The 20538-nt window shown below is 28.7% G+C and carries 15 protein-coding genes; 14 read left to right on the top strand and 1 reads right to left on the bottom strand.

What is annotated here, in order from left to right:
* Positions 1–145: 145 nt before the first annotated feature.
* Both IC175_RS10085 and IC175_RS10090 read left to right on the top strand, forming a co-directional pair.
* A complete protein-coding gene (locus IC175_RS10085) occupies positions 146–1600 on the top strand; it encodes a UDP-N-acetylmuramoyl-L-alanyl-D-glutamate--2,6-diaminopimelate ligase (RefSeq protein WP_227835294.1) in 1455 nt (484 codons plus the stop codon).
* 295 nt (positions 1601–1895) lie between these two features.
* Complete coding sequence (locus IC175_RS10090) at positions 1896–4163, top strand: EAL domain-containing protein (RefSeq protein WP_227835295.1); 2268 nt, start codon at positions 1896–1898, stop codon at positions 4161–4163.
* Positions 4164–4701: 538 nt separating this feature from the next.
* Here IC175_RS10090 and ychF read toward each other — a convergent pair.
* A complete protein-coding gene (ychF, locus tag IC175_RS10095; protein ID WP_227482907.1) occupies positions 4702–5799 on the bottom strand; it encodes a redox-regulated ATPase YchF in 1098 nt (365 codons plus the stop codon).
* A 315-nt stretch (positions 5800–6114) separates the two neighbouring features.
* Here ychF and yfmF point away from each other — a divergent pair, with 315 nt between their 5' ends.
* The 12 genes from yfmF to murG all read left to right on the top strand — a co-directional run bounded on the left by yfmF (position 6115) and on the right by murG (position 20497).
* Positions 6115–7380 (top strand): EF-P 5-aminopentanol modification-associated protein YfmF, encoded by a 1266-nt coding sequence (gene yfmF / locus IC175_RS10100; RefSeq protein ID WP_227851491.1) that lies wholly within the window; start codon positions 6115–6117, stop codon positions 7378–7380.
* Between the two features lie 14 nt (positions 7381–7394).
* Positions 7395–8681 carry an EF-P 5-aminopentanol modification-associated protein YfmH gene (gene yfmH, locus IC175_RS10105; RefSeq protein ID WP_227432404.1) on the top strand — a complete coding sequence of 429 codons (1287 nt, stop codon included), beginning with the start codon at positions 7395–7397 and terminating at the stop codon, positions 8679–8681.
* Between the two features lie 369 nt (positions 8682–9050).
* Complete coding sequence (gene lgt, locus IC175_RS10110) at positions 9051–9797, top strand: prolipoprotein diacylglyceryl transferase (protein ID WP_227432405.1); 747 nt, start codon at positions 9051–9053, stop codon at positions 9795–9797.
* A gap of 29 nt (positions 9798–9826) precedes the next feature.
* Positions 9827–10762 (top strand): 16S rRNA (cytosine(1402)-N(4))-methyltransferase RsmH, encoded by a 936-nt coding sequence (gene rsmH, locus IC175_RS10115; protein ID WP_227851492.1) that lies wholly within the window; start codon positions 9827–9829, stop codon positions 10760–10762.
* A gap of 277 nt (positions 10763–11039) precedes the next feature.
* On the top strand, positions 11040–11621 hold the full coding sequence (locus IC175_RS10120) for a TVP38/TMEM64 family protein (protein WP_413927243.1): 582 nt from the start codon (positions 11040–11042) through the stop codon (positions 11619–11621).
* A gap of 196 nt (positions 11622–11817) precedes the next feature.
* Positions 11818–12165, top strand: a complete 348-nt coding sequence (locus IC175_RS10125) for a hypothetical protein (RefSeq protein ID WP_227432407.1) — start codon at positions 11818–11820, stop codon at positions 12163–12165.
* Between the two features lie 11 nt (positions 12166–12176).
* A complete protein-coding gene (locus IC175_RS10130; protein ID WP_227432408.1) occupies positions 12177–14156 on the top strand; it encodes a stage V sporulation protein D in 1980 nt (659 codons plus the stop codon).
* A gap of 167 nt (positions 14157–14323) precedes the next feature.
* Positions 14324–15697 (top strand): UDP-N-acetylmuramoyl-tripeptide--D-alanyl-D-alanine ligase, encoded by a 1374-nt coding sequence (locus tag IC175_RS10135; protein ID WP_227851493.1) that lies wholly within the window; start codon positions 14324–14326, stop codon positions 15695–15697.
* A 40-nt stretch (positions 15698–15737) separates the two neighbouring features.
* Entirely contained in the window at positions 15738–16706 is a 969-nt protein-coding gene (mraY, locus tag IC175_RS10140) for a phospho-N-acetylmuramoyl-pentapeptide-transferase (RefSeq protein ID WP_227432410.1), read from the top strand.
* 18 nt (positions 16707–16724) lie between these two features.
* Positions 16725–18080 carry a UDP-N-acetylmuramoyl-L-alanine--D-glutamate ligase gene (murD, locus tag IC175_RS10145; protein ID WP_227482902.1) on the top strand — a complete coding sequence of 452 codons (1356 nt, stop codon included), beginning with the start codon at positions 16725–16727 and terminating at the stop codon, positions 18078–18080.
* A 51-nt stretch (positions 18081–18131) separates the two neighbouring features.
* Complete coding sequence (gene spoVE / locus IC175_RS10150) at positions 18132–19262, top strand: stage V sporulation protein E (RefSeq protein ID WP_227432412.1); 1131 nt, start codon at positions 18132–18134, stop codon at positions 19260–19262.
* 17 nt (positions 19263–19279) lie between these two features.
* Positions 19280–20497 carry an undecaprenyldiphospho-muramoylpentapeptide beta-N-acetylglucosaminyltransferase gene (gene murG, locus IC175_RS10155; protein ID WP_227482901.1) on the top strand — a complete coding sequence of 406 codons (1218 nt, stop codon included), beginning with the start codon at positions 19280–19282 and terminating at the stop codon, positions 20495–20497.
* The last annotated feature ends 41 nt before the right edge of the window (positions 20498–20538 follow it).

The raw sequence follows: 20538 nt of genomic DNA on the forward strand, positions 1-20538 counted from the left end.
CTCTTAGATTATATTATAGAGAATTATAGAGCATTTTTTACAATATTTCAAGCATTTTTAACCATTCACATAGTAAAAAATTCTTAATATAATATTACATGAAGTGTAATTTTAGCAAAAAGAGTTTAAAGGGAGGAAAGCATTTATGAAATTAAATGATATTATACAGGGGTTGGATATAATCAGTGTCAAAGGTGAATTAAATATAGATATTAATAGTGTACAATATGATTCAAGAAAGGTTACAGAAGGTACATTATTTGTATGTATAAAAGGATTTGTGTCAGATGGTCATAAATATATAAAAGATGCTATAAACAAAGGAGCAAAAGCTTTTATTGTTGAAGAAGATGTAGACATAAAAGGGTATACGTTTATAAAAGTAAAAAATACAAGAGAAGATATGGCAAAGATAGCTGACAATTTTTATAATCATCCATCACAAAAATTTAATGTTATAGGAGTTACAGGTACTAACGGAAAAACTAGTATAACTACTATACTAAATGAAATATTAACTTTGAATAAAAATAAAGTTGGTCTTATTGGTACTATAAAAATATTTGATGGTGAAAAAGACATTATTTCTAATTCAACAACTCCAGAAAGTATAGATTTACAATATCATTTTAATAATATGTTAAACAATGGATGTGATTACTGTGCTATGGAAGTTTCATCACACTCATTAGCATTAAATAGAGTTGATGAAACAGACTTTAAACTAGGAATATTCACAAACTTAACACCAGACCATTTAGATTTTCACAAAGATTTAGAAGACTATAGAAAAGCTAAAGAAAAATTGTTTTTTAAGACTACTATGGCAAACATAATAAATATGGATGATGAGGGTGGTAAAAAGATATACGAAAATATAAAAGATATAGATGTTCCTTGTTACACATATGGAGTTGAAACTAATGCTGATTTTATGGCTAGAGATATAAAATCAGATTCAGATGGTGTATCTTATAGATTAATAACTCCTTCTTATGAAGAAGTTATATTTATACCAGTTCCAGGAATGTTTACAGTATATAATACTTTAGCTGTTATAGCTGCTTGTTATGTACTTGGCATACCTAAACCAGTATATAAAGAAGGTCTTAGACTTTCTAATGGAGTATCAGGAAGATTTGAAACTGTACCAAACGATAAAGGTATAAGTGTAATTGTTGATTATGCTCATACTCCTGACGCACTTGAGAATGTATTAAAGACAACACAACAATTTGCAGAAGGAAAAATAATTTCTGTATTTGGATGTGGTGGAGATAGAGATACTGAAAAGAGACCTTTAATGGGTGCTATTGGACAAAAATATTCTGATATATGTATTGTAACTTCTGATAATCCAAGAACTGAAGAACCAGAAGCAATAATAAAGGATATACTTGAAGGAATAGATAAGGAAAAGAAAAATTATCATGTTGTTGCTGATAGAAAGCAAGCTATAGAAGAAGCTATAAGTATGGCAAAGAAAGATGATGTTGTAATTATAACAGGTAAAGGGCATGAAAATTACCAAATAATAGGTAAGGTTAAGCATCATTTTGATGATAAAGAGATTGCCAATGAATGTTTAAGTAAAATGTAAGGTGAAAATTTAATAAAATATATATTTTAAGAATATAATATCAAAATTATTTTGATATTATATTCTTTTTATGTAGTGTACATTAATACAAATTATGTTAGTAACCTTTAATATAGATAATATAATTTATTAAAATTGTATTATCTATATTAATTAATTTTTTATTGTAATAAAGTTGATAATTTTGTATAATTACAGTAAATATGGAAAAATAAGTATTGTCGCAAAATTGTTAGAATAATTGATATAAAATAATAATTGTATACATATAGATTCCAGAAAGGCAGGAAGCGTGATGTTGGGTGATGCAAAAAATAATAGGCAGGGTTTGTCCATAATTGCTATCATAAGTATCTTAGTAGTTACAATTTCCTGTTTGATTTATGGTTCAAAGTTGAATAAGACACTAGGTGAGGAAACGAATCAATATCTTTCAGAAATAGCAAATCAAAGTGTCAATGTGTTAAAAAAACAAATTAATGGCGATATAAAATTGTTACAATCAATTTCAATATGTATTGAAGGAGAAAAATCTTTTGAATTGGACAATATTATTTCAATACTTAAAAGAGAATCTGTAAATAGTTCATTTAAAAGAATGGGTGTTATTCTACCAGATGGTATGGCATATACTACAGATGGTTATGTAGAAGATTTTTCTAAGAGAGATTATTTTTCCAAGTCAATGCAAGGAGAAGTAGTCATAACAGGTAAGTTAAAAGATGTAATAAAAGATCATAAAGACATTAATGTGTACTCTGTACCAATTTATAAGGGGAACAAGATTATTGGTGTTATATTTGCTACACATAGTACAAAGTTATATGAAAAGATACTCTCTGTACCAACTTTTAATGGAAAAGGATATTCTTATATAGCTAATAGTAATGGTGATATTGTTTTAAATCCAAGTAGCAAAAACGCAAACTCTAATATGGAAAATTTATTTTCATATATAAATAAAAGTAATGCCTTATCAAAATCTACTCTTAATGATATGAAGTTAAATATAAAAAATTCTAAATCAGGTTCATTAAGTTATAATATGTCTGGAAAAGGATATTATTTAAGTTATGCTCCAATAGGAATTAATGATTGGTATCTTTTTTCTGAAGTTCCTAGAACTGCTGTATCTGAAAAATCATATGCTATTATAAAACTTACACTATCAGCATGTATAGTTTTAATTGTGATATTTACATCATTAATAATTTATATCTTGATTATGCAAAAAAAGAGTAAGGAAAGGTTAGAAGAATTTGCGTTTAAAGACAGTATTACAGGAATTGGAAATTCAAATAAATTTAATCTGGAAGGTGGTAAATTTTTATCCACTCATGAGAAAAAAAATCTAGTTTTAATTTATTTTGATATAGATAAATTTAAGTTAGTAAATGATAGATTTGGATATGAAGAGGGAGATAGAGTATTAAGAAAAATTGCAGAGATGATTGAAAATATGTTTAAAGAAGAGTCTGTATTTTCAAGAATTTCAAATGATAATTTTGCTATAATATTTGAAAAAAAGAAGGATAAAGAATCAGTTATAGAGATATGTGAAATTATGCGTAAAAAATTATCTATGATAAAAACTAGCTTAGATGTAGAACTTAATCTGATACCATCTATAGGAGTGTATTTTATTGAAGAGGGAGAAACGAATATATCTACTTGTCTTGATAAGGCTATGATTGCAAAGACTACAGTAAAAAGAAAATACTTAAAAGTGTATGAAATTTATGCTGAGAATTTAAAGGAAACTCTTATAGAAGAACGTGATATTGAGCAAGAGATGCACGATGCTTTAAAAAATGAACAATTTAAGGTGTATTTGCAACCTAAAATTGAATTATCTACAGGTAAAATAGTAGGTTCTGAAGCTCTTGTACGTTGGCAACATCCCAAAAAGGGATTAATAAGTCCAGGTGTGTTTATTCCTATTTTTGAAAAGAATGGTTTTATAACAGAATTGGATATGTTTGTATTTATTCAAGTTTGTAAAAACTTTAAACGTTGGGAAAATGAAGGCTTACCTAGATTTCCTATATCAGTAAATTTATCAAGAGTACATCTTGAAAATCCAGACTTTATAGAAAAGTTTGAAAACATTGCAAAAGAATATGATATTGAACCAAATTTAATTGAAATTGAACTAACAGAGAGTGCAATATTTGATAATACAAAAATGTTATTTAAAATAATGCAGAATTTAAAATCTGTAGGATTTAAAATATCTATGGATGATTTTGGCTCAGGGTATTCTTCTTTAAATATGCTTAAAGATATGCCAATTGATGTATTGAAATTAGATAGACAGTTTTTTATAACAGTAGAAGATACAAAAAAGAGTCAAATTGTGGTTTCAAGCATTGTTCAGATGGCAAAGCAACTTGATATAAAAGTTGTTTCAGAGGGAGTTGAAACCTTAGAGCAAGCAGAGTTTTTAAGATTTATAGGATGTGATATGGCTCAAGGATTTTTATTTGCAAAACCAATGCCAATAGAAGAATACGAAAAGTTGATATTAAATAGGAATGATATTGAAGGTATGAGTACAAATTAAAAAACTTAGTACAAAATGAAATAAAGATTTGTAAGAAGAGTGAACTTTGTATAGTCAAAGTTCACTTTATTTATGTAAAAATACTTTGGTATAAAAATATGAATTAGGTTTAGAGTATTACTTTACATTATATGGAGCATATAATATTTTCTAAAAGAGATATAATTTTTCTATGACTAGAAGTTTTTAATTTGAGTGTAGCAGTTTGTGAATATAAGAATATCAGCAATTATGTAAGTACTTGAGGGAGGAAAATTTTTGAGTAATATAACAATTAGGGAAATGGTAAATGATGAAAGAAAGCTTGTTTTGGTGGAAAGCGTATTTGGGATTACAGTAAAGTACTGTCGTTGTTGACAATCATAATTTCTGTGGGAATACTATAAAAAAGAGAGCTTCTATTATGATTTTTAAAAATCATTTAGAAAAACTCTCTTTTTTATAAAATCTAAATAGCTATTATAATATAATAGAAGTTTCTATTATTCTAATTTTCTTATTGTAATACAATAGTTAAGATTGTAGATAAATAAGCATTTTAAACATTAAATCTAAATAATATTACATCTCCATCTTTAACTATGTATTCTTTGCCTTCTAATTTAACTAATCCTTTTTCTTTTGCAGCTGCCATAGTACCATGTTCAACTAAATCATTAAAAGCAATTGTTTCAGCCCTGATAAATCCTCTTTCTATGTCAGAATGTATCTTTCCTCCTGCTTGAGGTGCTTTACTTCCAATCTTTATAGTCCATGCTCTGACTTCTTTTGGACCAGCTGTTAAGAATGAAATTAGACCAAGTAAGGCATAAGATGATTTTATAAGTTTATCAAGCCCTGATTGTTCAAGACCTAATGTTTCTAAAAATTCTTTCTTTTCTTCAGCAGAATCAAGTTCAGAAATTTCTGCTTCTATTTGTGCACATACAACAACAACTTCAGCATCTTCTGTTTCTGCAAATACTTTAACTTGTTGAACATACTTATTACTTTCTCCATCATCTGCCAAATCATCTTCTGATACATTTGCAGCGTATATTACAGGTTTAGATGTAAGTAAATCTAATGAATTTACAAAGCTTTGTTCATCTTCTGTAAATTGCATAGTTCTTACACACTTACTATTTTCTAAAGTAGACATGATTGAATTTAACAAATCAAGCTCAGAAACTAAAGTTTTATCAGCTTTAGCGGCTTTTTGAGTTTTATGAATTCTTCTTTCAAGAATCTCTATATCAGAGAAAATTAATTCTAAATTTATAGTTTCTATATCGCGAAGTGGTTCAACAGAACCATCTACATGTATAACATTTTCATCTTCAAAACATCTAACAACATGTACGATTGCATCAACTTCTCTTATATGTGATAAAAATTTATTTCCTAAGCCTTCTCCTTTAGAAGCACCTCTAACTAAACCAGCTATGTCACAAAATTCTATAGCAGTAGGAACTATTTTTTCAGAGTTGTACAATTCTTTTAGTTTATCTAATCTTTCATCTGGAACAGATACAACTCCAACGTTTGGGTCTATTGTACAAAAAGGGTAATTTGCAGATTCTGCGCCTGCTTGAGTTATTGCGTTAAATAGTGTGCTTTTACCTACATTTGGTAAACCAACTATACCTAATTTCATATTAATCGTCCTCTCTCTTATTCTTTTTATATTCTTTATATAACTTTAAACAATCAATCTATGGGATTGTAAAATTGTTTTAATTATAGACATACATATTGATTATACATCATATATATGAAGCTTGTAAACTAGACTTTAAAGCAGACTGCTCTAAATAACTTTATATTTAAATTTAAATAAAAATATTACTTTTAGAAAATAATAAAAAGGATATAATTAAATAGAAGGTTTTTATATATAAATATATACAATCAAAAAATGAATAAATTTCAATTTTAAAATTGATGTTTAAATAAAAAATAGGAGGTACATATGGTTAATACTAAGAAAATAATAAATTTAGGTAATAATATTAATTTGACTTTGATAAAAACAGAAAAGTTTAAATCAAATCTTATAAGTTTGTATGTTCAGAGATTGTTGGATAAAAAAGAAACTACAAAAAATGCTTTGATACCATCAATAATAGCAAGTGGAAGTGAAAAATATCCTAGTGCCAGAGCAATATCCAATAAACTAGATGATTTATATGGTTCGTCTATGGGAGCTGATGCTGTAAAACGTGGAGAGCGTCAAGTACTAAGTTTTAAAATAATTAATATAAGTGAAAAGTATTTAGATGAAAATATATTTGAAGAAGTAGTAGAATTTTTTAATGAAGTAATAAATAATACACTTGTTGTAGATGGTGGATTTAAAGAAGAATATTTAAATATTGAAAAAGAAAATTTAAGAGATAAGATACAATCAATAATAAATGATAAAAAAGAATATGTACAAGATAAATGTATAGAAGCTATGTGTGGAAATGAAAGATACAGTATAAGTGAGTTTGGTTACGAAGATGAAATAGATAACATAACTTCAAAAGAGCTATATGAGCATTATAGAAATATACTTAAAACATCTCCAATAGATATAGTTGTAGAAGGTAATTTTGATGAAGATAAGGTTGTAGACATAATAAGTAAGAATTTAAAATTCGAAAGAGAAGATATTATAGATATACCAAAAGAAGATTTCATAAAACATGTAGATGAAGTAAAAGTAATAGACGAAAAAATGGAAATAACTCAAGGTAAATTAGTTATGGGGTATAGAGCAAATGTAGATTATGTAGATAATGATAAATATTATGCCCTTGTGGTCGGAAGTAATGTATTAGGTGGTGGTCCACACTCTAAACTATTTGTGAATGTAAGAGAAAAGGAAAGCTTATGCTATTATATTTTCTCTTCAATAGAGAAGTATAAAAGTATTATGCTTATATCATCTGGAATAGAAACTAAAGATTATGATAAAGCTGTAAAATTAATAAAAGAACAATTAGAAAGTTTAAAAGCAGGAGATATATCTGATGAAGAGTTAGAAAATAGTAAGCTTGCTTTAGTTAACTCTATGAAATCTATAACAGATAATATAGGTGGAATGTCTGATTTTGCTTTTTCTCAGTCTATGGCAAAGACAAATTCTGAAGTAGAAGACATAATATCTAGCATAGAGAAAGTTACTAAAAAAGATATAGTTGAGGCTGTAAAAGATATAGAACTTGATACTGTATACTTTTTAAGAAATTAATGGAGGAGATGTCTATGGAAAAAATAGTTAATGATATATTAAGAGAAGAAGTTTATTATGAAAAATTACAAAATGGCTTAGATGTATATTTTATGCCAAAGAGAGGCTTTACAAAAAAATATGCTATTTTAGCTACTAATTATGGTTCAAATGACTTAGAATTTATTCCAATAGGAGAAGATAAAAAGATTAGAGTAAATGAAGGAATTGCACATTTTTTAGAACATAAGATGTTTGAACAACCTGATGGAGGAGATGCTTTTGAAAAATTTTCTAAATTAGGTGTAAGCGCAAATGCATTTACTAACTTTACAATGACAGCATACTTATTTTCAGCTACGGAAAATTTTTATGAAAGTTTAGAGCACTTAATTGATTATGTTCAAACACCTTATTTTACAGATGAAAATGTTGAAAAGGAAAAAGGTATAATAGCACAAGAGATAAAAATGTACAATGATGATCCAGACTGGAATGTGTATTTTAATTGTCTAAAGGCTATGTATGTAAATTATCCTGCTAGAATTGATATAGCTGGTACAGTAGATAGTATATATAAGATAACTAAGGAAGAACTATATAAGTGTTACAATACTTTCTATAATCCAGGAAATATGGCTTTATTCGTTGTAGGTGATTTGGATGTAGAAAAGGTAATAGATGTAACTAAAAAAGCAAACAATTATGATGTGGATAAACTTTCTAAGAATATAGAAAGATTTTATCCTGAAGAACCAGCAACTGTAAAGGAAAAAGAAGTTATAGAAAAGTTTCCTATATCTATACCTATGTTTAACATAGGTTTTAAAGATAATAATGTAGGTGTAAAAGGAAAAGAACTTTTACGTAAAGAAATTGTAACTGATATCCTTATAGGTATGTTATTTAAAAAGGGCAGTAAACTTTATGAAGATTTGTATATGCAAGGTCTAATAAATGAAAATTTTGGAGCTGGATTTTCATCTCAAGTAGACTATGCTTTTAGCGTAATTGCTGGAGATTCTAAGGAACCTAAAAAAGTAAAAGAGATAATTCTTGAATATATAGAAAGAGCTAAAAAAGAAGGATTATCTAAAGAGGAGTTTGAAAGAACTAAAAAGAAAAAAATTGGTTCATTTATTAAATGTTTTGATTCTATAAACTTTATAGGAAATAGTTTTATATCTTATATCTTTAAAGATATAAATATATTGGATTATTTAGATATTATTAAGGATGTTGCTTTTGAGGAAGTTGAAGAGAGATTAAAAGAACACTTTAAAGAAGAGTATTGCGTTATTTCTATTGTAGAACCTAAGTAGAACGTTTGAATATTACAAATAAGTAGCTAAAGGCCAAATAGTTAATTTTGATACTTGTTTTATTTAGGTAGCAAGTGATTTTGTTGAATATACTTATACAAATTAAGTTAGTAAAAATTAAATATTATTAATAAAAATTTGTAGAGAGATTGGTGTATAATATACACCAATTTCTTTGCTTGTAAATAATTTATGCATAATTTTGTTGAGACAGCATGTATAATATATTTTAAGTATTTGTAGAATCAACATCAATATGTTTTGTAGAATTAACATTAATATGTTATCATAATTTAGTATAATTACAATTAATTGTAAACATGGTGTATTGCTTTGGAAATATTTTAATTAAGATAAAGAGGTGGAGTTATGGATAGAGTCGCATTTACACTGTTTGGGATAGACATAATGTGGTATGGAATACTTATGGCTAGTGGCATGATTTTGGGAACTTTAATAGCAATAAAAGAGTCGAAAAGAGTTGGGCTTAAAGAAGATGATGTATTAAATATAGCTATCATAGCAATTCCTGTTGGATTAATATGTGCAAGAATATATTATGTTATATTTAATTGGAGTTATTATGCTCAAAATCTATTTCAAATACTTAATTTCAGAGGTGGCGGACTTGCTATACATGGAGGGTTAATAGGTGGAATCTTAGCTGGCTATATATACACTAAGTTTAAAAATATTAATTTCTTAAAAATGGCTGATACTGTCATACTTGGAATGCCTTTAGCACAAGCTATAGGAAGATGGGGGAACTTTATTAACGGAGAAGCTCATGGAGGTACAACTAATTTACCATGGGGAATAATGGTTGATGGAGTAAAGGTTCATCCAACTTTTCTATATGAGTCTATATGGGATTTTGGAATATTTATAGTTTTATTATTGTTTAGAAAAAATAAAAAATACGAAGGACAAGTTATAGTGACTTATATAACCCTTTATTCAATAGGAAGATTTTTTATAGAAGGACTAAGAACAGATAGTTTAATGTTAGGACCACTTAGAATGGCTCAAGTGATAAGTTTAGTTGGTGTTATTGGTGGTATAATAGCACATATTTATTTATCAAAGAGAAATAAAAGCAACAGTATTGAAGAATAATTTAAATAGTAAGTTTGAAGGAGGTAGTTATGGAATTTCATCATGTATCAGTTCTTTTAAATGAATGTATAGAAAATTTAAAGATAAAACCAGATGGAGTATATGTTGACTGTACTATGGGTGGTGCAGGACATTCCAAAGAAATAGTAAAAAAATTATCAGATAAAGGATTATTTATAGGGTTTGACCAAGATAAAAATGCTATAAATACAGCAAGAGAAAGATTAAGTGAATATGAAAGCAGAGTAAAATTTGTTCATAGCAATTTTGAAAATATAAAAGAAGAATTGGAAAAAATCGGAGTTTATAAGATAGATGGTGTATTAGCAGATTTAGGAGTTTCATCTCATCAACTTGATGAAGCTGAGAGAGGATTTTCTTATATGCAAGATGCACCACTTGATATGAGGATGGATGTTAGGTGTGAATTTTCAGCATATGATGTTGTAAACACTTATGCAGAAGATGAGCTAGCTAAGATAATTAAAGATTATGGTGAAGATAACTGGGCTAAACGTATAGCTAAATTTATAGTTGAGGAAAGAGTGAACAAAACAATAGAAACTACAGGTGAATTGGTTGATATAATTAAAAAAGCTATTCCTAAAAAAGCTAGAATAGATGGGCCTCATCCAGCTAAAAGGACTTTTCAAGCTATACGAATAGAAGTAAATAATGAACTTGGAGTAATTACAAAAATGATAAATGATGCCTCTTCTATAATGAATGAAGATGGTAGAATTTGTATAATAACATTTCATTCGTTAGAAGATAGAATAGTAAAGAATGCATTTAAATATCTCGCATCAGATTGTATATGCCCACAGCATTTACCAATATGTCAATGTGATAAAGAATCTGAAGTAAAAATAATAACTAGAAAACCAATATTACCTAGTGCTGAAGAAATAGAAGTAAATCCACGTTCAAGAAGTGCTAAATTGAGAGTAGCGGAAAAAATATAATTTATATAGTTTGAGAGTAAGGACTAGCGATGTAATAAAATAATAAACTTCTTAATTATAGTTAAAACCTATTATAGTTTTTATTAGAATAGAAAACAACTATGATATAATCGACAATATAGAAAAATATTTTCTGTTATAATATAACTAAAGTAGATATTAGGAGTGGAGAAAAATAGAGAATAAGCATAAAAAATTATTAATAAAAATTTGTATTATATTGGGGGTATTTGGTATTTACTTTTTTATACCTCCTGTTAAAAAAATGGTAAATCAGATGATATTTTATCTGAGTATGTTAAATCTAGATGCAATTAAGGAGTACATATTATCATTTGGAGTTTGGGCACCGATAATATCATTTGCACTTATGATATTACAATCAATAGCTGCACCTCTTCCTGCATTTTTAATTACTTTTGCAAATGCAGCCTTATTTGGATGGGTAAATGGTGCTATACTGTCATGGATTAGTGCAATGGCAGGTGCTGCAATTTGTTTTGTAATTGGAAGATTTTTAGGTAGAGATGTAGTTGTAAAACTTACAAGCAAATTTGCACTAGAAAGTATAGATGGTTTTTTTGATAAGTATGGAAAACATACGATTTTAATTGCAAGATTGCTTCCTTTTATATCTTTTGACCTTGTGAGCTATGCAGCAGGTCTAACATCCATGAGTTTTATATCTTTCTTTATAGCTACTGGAGTAGGACAATTACCAGCAACCATTGTATATTCTTATGTTGGTGGTATGTTGACTGGTGGAGCTAAAGTCATGATGACAGGACTTTTAATATTATTTGCTTTAAGTGTATTGATTTATATGTTAAAGAAAATATATAGTGATAAAAATAAATAAAAATTAGTGTAAAATCTATAGGTTTGAATTCAAGAATTAGTGAATCTATAGATTTTTTGTTGTGTATAGAAAAAATTACAAATAGATTGTGTAACAGTGTATTAATTTAGCGATGAAATTTTAAAGGAAGAGATATGATTAATAACAAATATAGTATAGAGGAAAATCTAAAAATCTATATTATCGGGGTGATAATTTGAAAAAAAATTATAAAATACATAATCTAAATGAATATAAAAATAAAAAAAAGAATAATTATAAAAAGAGAATTAATAAAAAAATAGGGGCTAAATGTATTTTATTGATTACAACTTTCGTAGTAATAATATTGAATCTATGTGGTTATTCAAAAATTTCAGAAATGAAATATGATATTCATTATTTACAAAAAGATTTAAGAAAAAAAGAGATAGTACTAGAGGAACTAAAGGCAAAAGAAACTGAAAAAACATCAATAAAAGAAATTGAGTTAAAAGCAAAGGAATTGCTCAATATGGACTATCCAAAAGATGGACAAATAAAGTATATAAATGTGGATAACTAGGGGGAATAGGTTTGAGAAAAGTAAAAAGGATAAGCAAAAAAAGACTGGTACTTGTTCTTGTTTTAGCATGTGCACTGTTTTTTTGCCTTGTTATTAGGACTGGATACCTACAACTTATGAAAGGTAATTGGTTAAGTACAAAAGCATTAGAACAACAAACAAGAGATATACCTATAGAGCCTAAAAGAGGAACTATATATGATAGAAACATGAAAGAATTGGCAGTAAGTGTAACTAAATATACAGTTTGGTGCAAACCTGTAGAAGTTGAAGATAAAAAAGAAGCGGCTGAAAAAGTGGCTGAAATTTTGGACGAAGATTATAAAGATATTTATGCTTTAATAAGCAAAAAAAATATGGCTCTTGTAAAGGTCAAAAGATGGATAGATGATGATAAGGCAAGTAAAATAAGAGATGCTAAATTAGGTGGAATATGGGTAGCAGAAGACAATCAAAGATATTATCCTTATGGAAATTTTGCACCATATGTAATAGGTCATACTTCTTCAGATGCAACAGGGATATCTGGTATAGAAATGCAATATGATAAAAAATTAAAAGGAAAAGCTGGAAAATTAATAGTAAGTACTGATGCTTCAGGTAGAGAAATTCCACAAGGTATGGAAAAATATTATGAACCTGTTCAGGGGAATGGTCTTGTATTGTCTATAGATGAAGTAATCCAACATTATACTGAAAAAGCAGTACAAAAGGCTTATGAAATAAATAATGCAAAGAAAGTCACTGCAATAGCAATGAATCCTAAAACTGGCGATATACTTGCTCTAGCATCAAAACCAGATTATGACCCTAATGACTCAAGAACGCCAATATATCCATATTATCAAGAAGAACTTGAAAAATATAGCGATAAAGACAAAATAAAGGGTTATTATCAAATGTGGAGAAATCCAGCAGTAAGTGATACATATGAACCAGGTTCTACATTTAAACTTATTACATCTTCCAGTGCTCTTGAAGAAGGAGTAATAAAAGATGGTGAGAAATTCACATGTACAGGTAGTGTAACTGTAGGAGGAAGAAAGATTAAATGTTGGAGACACTATAGACCTCATGGAACACAAGAGTTTAAACAAGCAGTACAAAATTCTTGTAACCCTGTGTTTGTTGAATTAGGAAGTAGATTAGGTGTTGGTAAAATGTATGATTATATAGAATCTTTTGGTCTTATGAATAAGACAGGTATAGATTTACCAGGAGAAGCTAAAGGAATATTGTATAATGAAAAAAATGTAGGTCCAGTTGAGTTAGCTACAATATCATTTGGTCAATCAATATCAGTAACTCCAATACAACTTATAACAGCTATATCATCAATAGCAAATGGTGGAGATTTAATGCAACCAAGAGTAGTAAAATCTTATACTGATAACAAAGGTAATATAACTGAGACAGTAAAACCAAAAAAAGTAAGAAATGTTATATCTAAAGAAACATCTAAAAAAATGTTAGAAATTGCAGAGTCAGTTGTAACTGATGGTGGAGGAAAAATTGCATATATACCAGGATATAGACTAGGTGGGAAAACAGGTACAGCTCAAAAGGTTATAGATGGTAAATATGCTCAAGGAAAATATATATGTTCATTCGTGGGAATAGCACCTTGTGATGACCCACAAATTGTAGTTCTTGCTATTGTTGATGAGCCAACAGGAGTAAGTGCATTTGGTAGTACTACAGCAGGACCTATAGTAAAAGAAATAATGAATGATTCTCTAAAATATTTAGGGGTCAAACCAGTATATAAAGAAGAAGAAAAAGCTGAATATGAAAAGAAACAAGTCAAAGTACCAGATGTAAGAAATTTAAAAATTGGGGATGCAGTGAAAGCATTAGAAGATGCGAAGTTAAAACCAAATTTAGATACAGATATAGAAATTCCAAAGGATACAAAAGTAAAGGATGTTTTTCCAAAACCTGGAATAAAAGTTAATGAAGATTCAAGTATAACACTATATTTTGAAAACTAAAAAGTAACAGATAATTAACATATATCCATAAACATCTTCAAAAAAACAGAAATATAGTATATAATTATAAAGTTAAGAGTTATCGTAGGCAATGTATATGTAACGGTATACATTGCCTTTTGTTGCTAAGATAATATAGCTAATGTTTTATAAGGAGGAGTTTGAGAATGGAGTGCTTAACAATAAAGGAGTTAGTACTTGCAACTAATGGAAAGTTAATATATGGAGATTATAATGACTGTGTAAGTGATATAGTTATAGATAGCAGGGAAGCAAATGCACAAAATGCATTTGTAGCCATAGTTGGAGAAAATTTAGATGGGCATACCTTTATAAAGTCTGCATATGATAGTGGATGCAAAACTTTTATAAAAAATGAAAGTAATGGAATAAAATTAGAAAGTTCGGATATAAATTTAATAGAGGTAAAAGATACAACTTTGGCTCTAGGAAATATTTCCAAATATTATAAAGAAAAATTTGACATTCCATTTATAGGTGTTACAGGTAGTGTAGGAAAAACAACTACTAGAGATATGATATATGCAGCTATTTCTGCAAAATTAAACATCTTGAAAAATGAAAAGAACCTAAATAATCATTTTGGGGTTCCTTTGACTTTGTTTAATTTAAATAAAGAACATGAGTGTGCTGTAATAGAAATGGGAATGTCTGGATTTAATGAAATAAAGTATTTGGTGGACATAGTAAATCCTAAAATTGCAGTTATATCAAATATAGGATTGTCACACATAGAAAACCTAGGTTCACAGGAAGGGATTTTAAAGGCAAAGCTGGAGATTGCTTCAAATTTTGATGATACAAATACTTTGATTGTAAATGGCGATGATAAATTTTTATCTACATTAAAAGAAAAAGAGCATGTATATCAGTTAAAAACATTTGGATTTAAGAAAGATAATGACATTTATTGTGAAGATTATACTATGGAAGAAGATAGTTTGACATTTACGTGTGTCATAAATGGAAAAAAAGAGGAAATATTTATACCAACAATAGGAGAGCATAATATATATAATGCTATGTCGGCGATATTAGTTGGCATGAGTTTAAATATTTCTTTGGATTGTATAAAAACAGGTTTAAAAAACTTCAAAGGGACAAAAATGAGATTAGATATAATAAAAAATGAAAGATTAACAATAATTAATGACTCATATAATGCCAGTCCAGATTCTATGGAAGCAGCCTTGAAAATACTTGGTAGATATAAAGGTAGAAAAGTAGCAATACTTGGAGATATGCTTGAGATGGGTGAAATTTCAGAGTATGGTCATAGATTAGTTGGAAAATCATCTATGAATAATACTGATATCATAATAACTATAGGTGAAAACTCAGTGTTTATTGGAGACGAAGCAAAACGATTAGGATTCGATTCATCCAATATATATCACTTTAAAAATAGAGACGATGTATTTAATCGATTAGATGAATTAATAAAAACAGGAGACACTATTTTAGTGAAAGGCTCAAGAGGCATGAAATTAGAAAAAATAGTTGAATATCTAAATAAATAAGCTTAAACTAATGAGTTGATTGACAAGGGAGAGGAGTTTTATGATGTTAGGAATAACAGAGCTTACGTACACCGCATTGATTGCGTTTTTGATAGTAATTATAATAGGACCAATATTTATACCAATGCTTAGGAAATTTAAATTTGGTCAGACAGTTAGAGATGATGGACCTCAAACACATCTAGCTAAGAATGGAACACCTACTATGGGTGGAATTATAATGATTGTTGCAATTCTAATAACTGGACTTACAAGAGTAAAAGTTAGTCATGACATGGCAGTAGGTCTTATATGTATTGCTGGTTTTGGTTTTATTGGTTTTTTAGATGACTTTATAAAAATAAAGCTAAAAAGGTCACTTGGACTAAAAGCATATCAAAAAATAATCCTTCAAGTTGCATTATCTTTTTATGTTGCTTTTTATCAGTATACATCGTCATCAAGTGCTTCGCAACTTATGATACCATTTACAGATTTTGTAATAAATGTTGGAATACTATATATACCAATAATGATGTTTATAATAGTAGCAATAGTAAATGCTGTAAATTTAACTGATGGTCTAGATGGTCTAGCATCAGGAGTGACTTTAGTTGTTTCTGTATTTTTTATGTTGTTTGCAAGTTCAGTTGCAGGCAATACAGAAGTTGCAGTTTTAGCAGCAGCAACTGTTGGAGCATGTCTAGGCTTTTTAGGATTTAATTCATATCCAGCTAGAGTGTTTATGGGAGATACAGGTTCAATGGCATTAGGTGGTGCGGTTGTAGCATTTTCAGTTTTAACTAATTCAGTGCTTATAATACCTATAATTGGAGGCATTTATTTTGCAGAAGCTCTATCAGTTTTAATTCAAGTTGGATATTTTAAAGTAACTAGAAAGAGATTCTTTAAGATGGCTCCAATACACCATCATTTTGAACAATGTGGTTGGCCAGAAACAAGAGTTGTATTTGTTTTTTGGATTATTACAGTTGTTTTAGCTTGGATAAGTATAATAGCAGTATTTTAGGCCTAGGGGGAATAAAAAATGGACTTAAGTGGAAAAAAAGTTTTATTAGTAGGGCTTGCAAAAACTGGTATATCTACAATTAAACATTTAGATAAATTAGGAGCAAGTATAATTGTAAATGATATTAAAGATGAAAATAAATTAAAAAACATACTTGATGAATTAAAATCTATAAATGACATAGAATACATATTAGGATGCCATCCAGAGGCTGTAGACGATGTAGATATGGTTGTAGTATCTCCAGGAGTACCATTAGACTTGCCATTTATTTTGAAGCTAAAAAATTCAGGCAAGTATATAATTGGTGAGGTAGAATTAGCTTTTAAATTGTCAAATAATCCAACTTTTATAGGGATTACAGGTACAAATGGTAAGACAACTACAACTAGCTTAGTAGGAGAAATTTTTTCAAGTGCCAAAAAAGATACATATGTAGTTGGTAATATAGGGAATCCTGTAATAGATACTATAGAAACTTCAAATGAAGAATCTATACTTGTAACTGAACTGAGTAGTTTCCAACTTGAAAGTGTGGATGAATTTAGACCTAAAGTAAGTGCAATATTAAATATTACAGAAGATCATTTAAATAGACATCATACTATGGAAAAGTACATAGAAGCTAAATCAAAAATATTTATGAATCAAAATGATGAAGATTTTTGTATATTAAATTATGATGATGAAATAGTGAGAGACCTAGCTGATAAATGTAATGCCAAAGTAATTTACTTTTCAAGAACTCATAGAGTAAATGGAGGAGTATATTTAGAAAATAATGACATAATAATAGATATAGAGGATAAGATTAAGTTTCTAAATAAAGATGATGTAAGTTTGCCTGGAGGCCATAATTTAGAAAATTGTATGGCAGCAATAGCAATAGCATATGTTTGTAAAGTAGATTTAGAAGTAATAAAAGATGTATTGATGACATTTAAAGGAGTTGAACACAGACAAGAGTTTGTAAGAAACTTAGATAATGTAATATATGTAAATGACTCAAAGGGAACTAATCCAGATTCTACTATAAAAGCTGTACAGTCTTATAATAGACCAATAGTGCTTATAGCAGGAGGAATGGATAAGGGAAGCAACTTTGATGAACTTCTTGAAATTGCAAAATCATATGTTAAATCATTAATCTTATTAGGAGAAACTGCACCAAAGATAGAAAATTGTGCTAAAAATAAAGGATTTAATGACATACATATAGTAAAAGATATGGAGGAAGCAGTTAAGACTTCTCATGAGATTTCAAAAAATGGAGATATAGTGCTTCTTTCACCAGCTTGTGCAAGTTGGGATATGTATGAAAGTTTTGAAGTAAGAGGAAAAGACTTCAAAGATAATGTAAACAATTTAAAATAATCTCTTACCTCTAAACTTACTTAGATGGAAGAATGGAGGTAGATTAGTTGGATGCCTAAAGAAAATTTGAAAAAACAAATTGACATAAGGATGAAGACTGAATTTGATGGAGTAGTATTTTATACTACTATGCTTTTAGTATTTGTAGGAATAGTTATGGTGTTTAGTGCAAGTTTTATACAATCTTCATTTAAACACAATGATGCATACTATTTTCTAAAGAAAAATGTAATATATGCTATACTAGGATTTATAGTTATGATTATTACATCTAGAATAGACTATAATTTTTGGAAGAAAAATGCTACAGCAATTGGAGCTATAGCAGTAGTATTATTATTGTTGGTTTTAACTCCTTTGGGAATAGAAGCAAACGGAGCAAAAAGATGGTTAGGGATAGGTGCTTTAACATTTCAGCCTGCAGAAATTGCAAAGTTTGCTACAATAATATTAACTGCAAAATTGATTGAGAAAAATTATGATAAAATAAAATCTTTGACAAAAGGTGTTGTACCACTTCTCGTAGTTCCAGGAATATTTTTTGCGTTGATAATACTTCAACCAAATTTGTCAACAGCAGGTACTGTAATTCTAGTTACATTTGTAATGATATTTGTTGCTGGAATGGATATGAAAATTGTATTTGCTATGATAGGAAGTGGGGCTGCTTTATTTGCTGCATTAGTAATTGCTGAACCATATAGACTTAGTCGTGTTACATCTTTTTTAGACCCATTTCAAGACCCACTTGGTAAGGGGTATCAGGTAATACAAGGTTTATATGCATTAGGTTCAGGAGGACTGTTTGGTTTAGGCTTAGGAAAGAGTAAGCAAAAGTATTTTTATATACCAGAGCCACAAAATGACTTTATATTTGCTATAATAGGAGAAGAGTTAGGATTAATTGGTTGTATAATAGTTATAATGCTATTTGTAGCCTTAGTCTACAGATGTGTAAGAATAGCTTTGAAGACTTCTAATGTATTTGCTTGTATGGTTGTCATAGGTATAGGGGCACAAATTGGAATACAAGCAGCTTTAAATATAGCAGTTGCAACATCATCAATGCCAGCTACAGGTGTAGCACTACCATTTATAAGTTATGGAGGTACCTCACTCACCATCTTTATGGGGGCTGTAGGTATAGTGTTGAACATCTCAAAGCATGTCAAAATTAATTAACAGGAGATGATGATTTGATGAAAGTTTTATTATCAGGCGGTGGAACTGGAGGACACGTATATCCAGCTATAGCTATTGCTAACAAAATAAGAGATGAACATCCAGACGCCGAGATAATGTTTGTTGGGACGGAAAAAGGAATAGAATCAGAAATAGTTCCTAAGTATGGATTTGAATTGAAAACTGTAACAGTACAAGGATTTAAGAGAAAAATAGACTTCGATAATGTAAAAAGAGTTTTTAAGCTTTTTAAAGGATTGGAACAATCAAGAAAAATTGTTAAAAAATTTAAGCCAGATGTAGTCATAGGAACTGGTGGATATGTCAGTGGACCTGTTTTATTTAATGCGTCTATGGGAAAAATACCAGCTATAATACATGAGCAAAATTCTTTTCCTGGGGTAACTAATAAGATTTTATCTAAAACAGTTACAAAGGTACTTACAAGTTTTGAAGATTCACATAAAAGATTCCCTGAGGCAGCAGAAGAAAAATTAGTTTTTACAGGAAATCCAGTTAGAAAAGAAATTTTGTTATCAAGAAAAAATATCGCAAGAAAAAATTTAGGAATAAGTGAAGAGAAAAAAATGGTACTTTGCTACGGTGGTAGTGGAGGTTCAAGAAAAATAAATGATGCAATGAGACTTGTCATTAAAAATATGGTAAATGAAGATATAGCTTTTATATTTGCAACAGGAAAAAGCTATTATGAAGAATTTATGGAAAGTATCAGTAATATAAATCTTAAACCATACCAAAAAGTAGTACCTTATTTAGAAGATATGGCAAATGCACTTGCAGCAAGTGATTTAGTTATAGGTAGTGCAGGAGCAATTTCATTAGCTGAAATAACAGCTCTTGGTAAACCTTCTATAATAATACCTAAAGCATATACTGCTGAAAATCATCAAGAGTACAATGCTAAGAGTATAGAGAAGCAAGGGGCAGGGATTGCAATCTTGGAAAAAAACTTAACTCCAGAAAGCCTGAATACAGCCGTATTTAAACTTTTAGGAGATAGAGAACTTTTAGTTGATATGGCAAATGCAAGTAAAACTATAGGTAGACCTGAGGCTATAGACCTTATATATGATGAGATAATAAAGGTATATAACTCAACACAAAAATCAACAGCTAAAAAACCAAAAAAAGAAAAAGCTATTGAGGAAGTAAAGAAAGAAGCAGCTCCAAGTATAGAAGGTCAGGCTAAAGTAATAGGAATAAAGAAACGATAAATAAATATTTACCCCTAATTTATAATATATTAGATTTTCTA

It is taken from the genome of Clostridioides sp. ES-S-0123-01 (genome assembly GCF_020658415.1).
Lineage (GTDB): Bacteria > Bacillota > Clostridia > Peptostreptococcales > Peptostreptococcaceae > Clostridioides.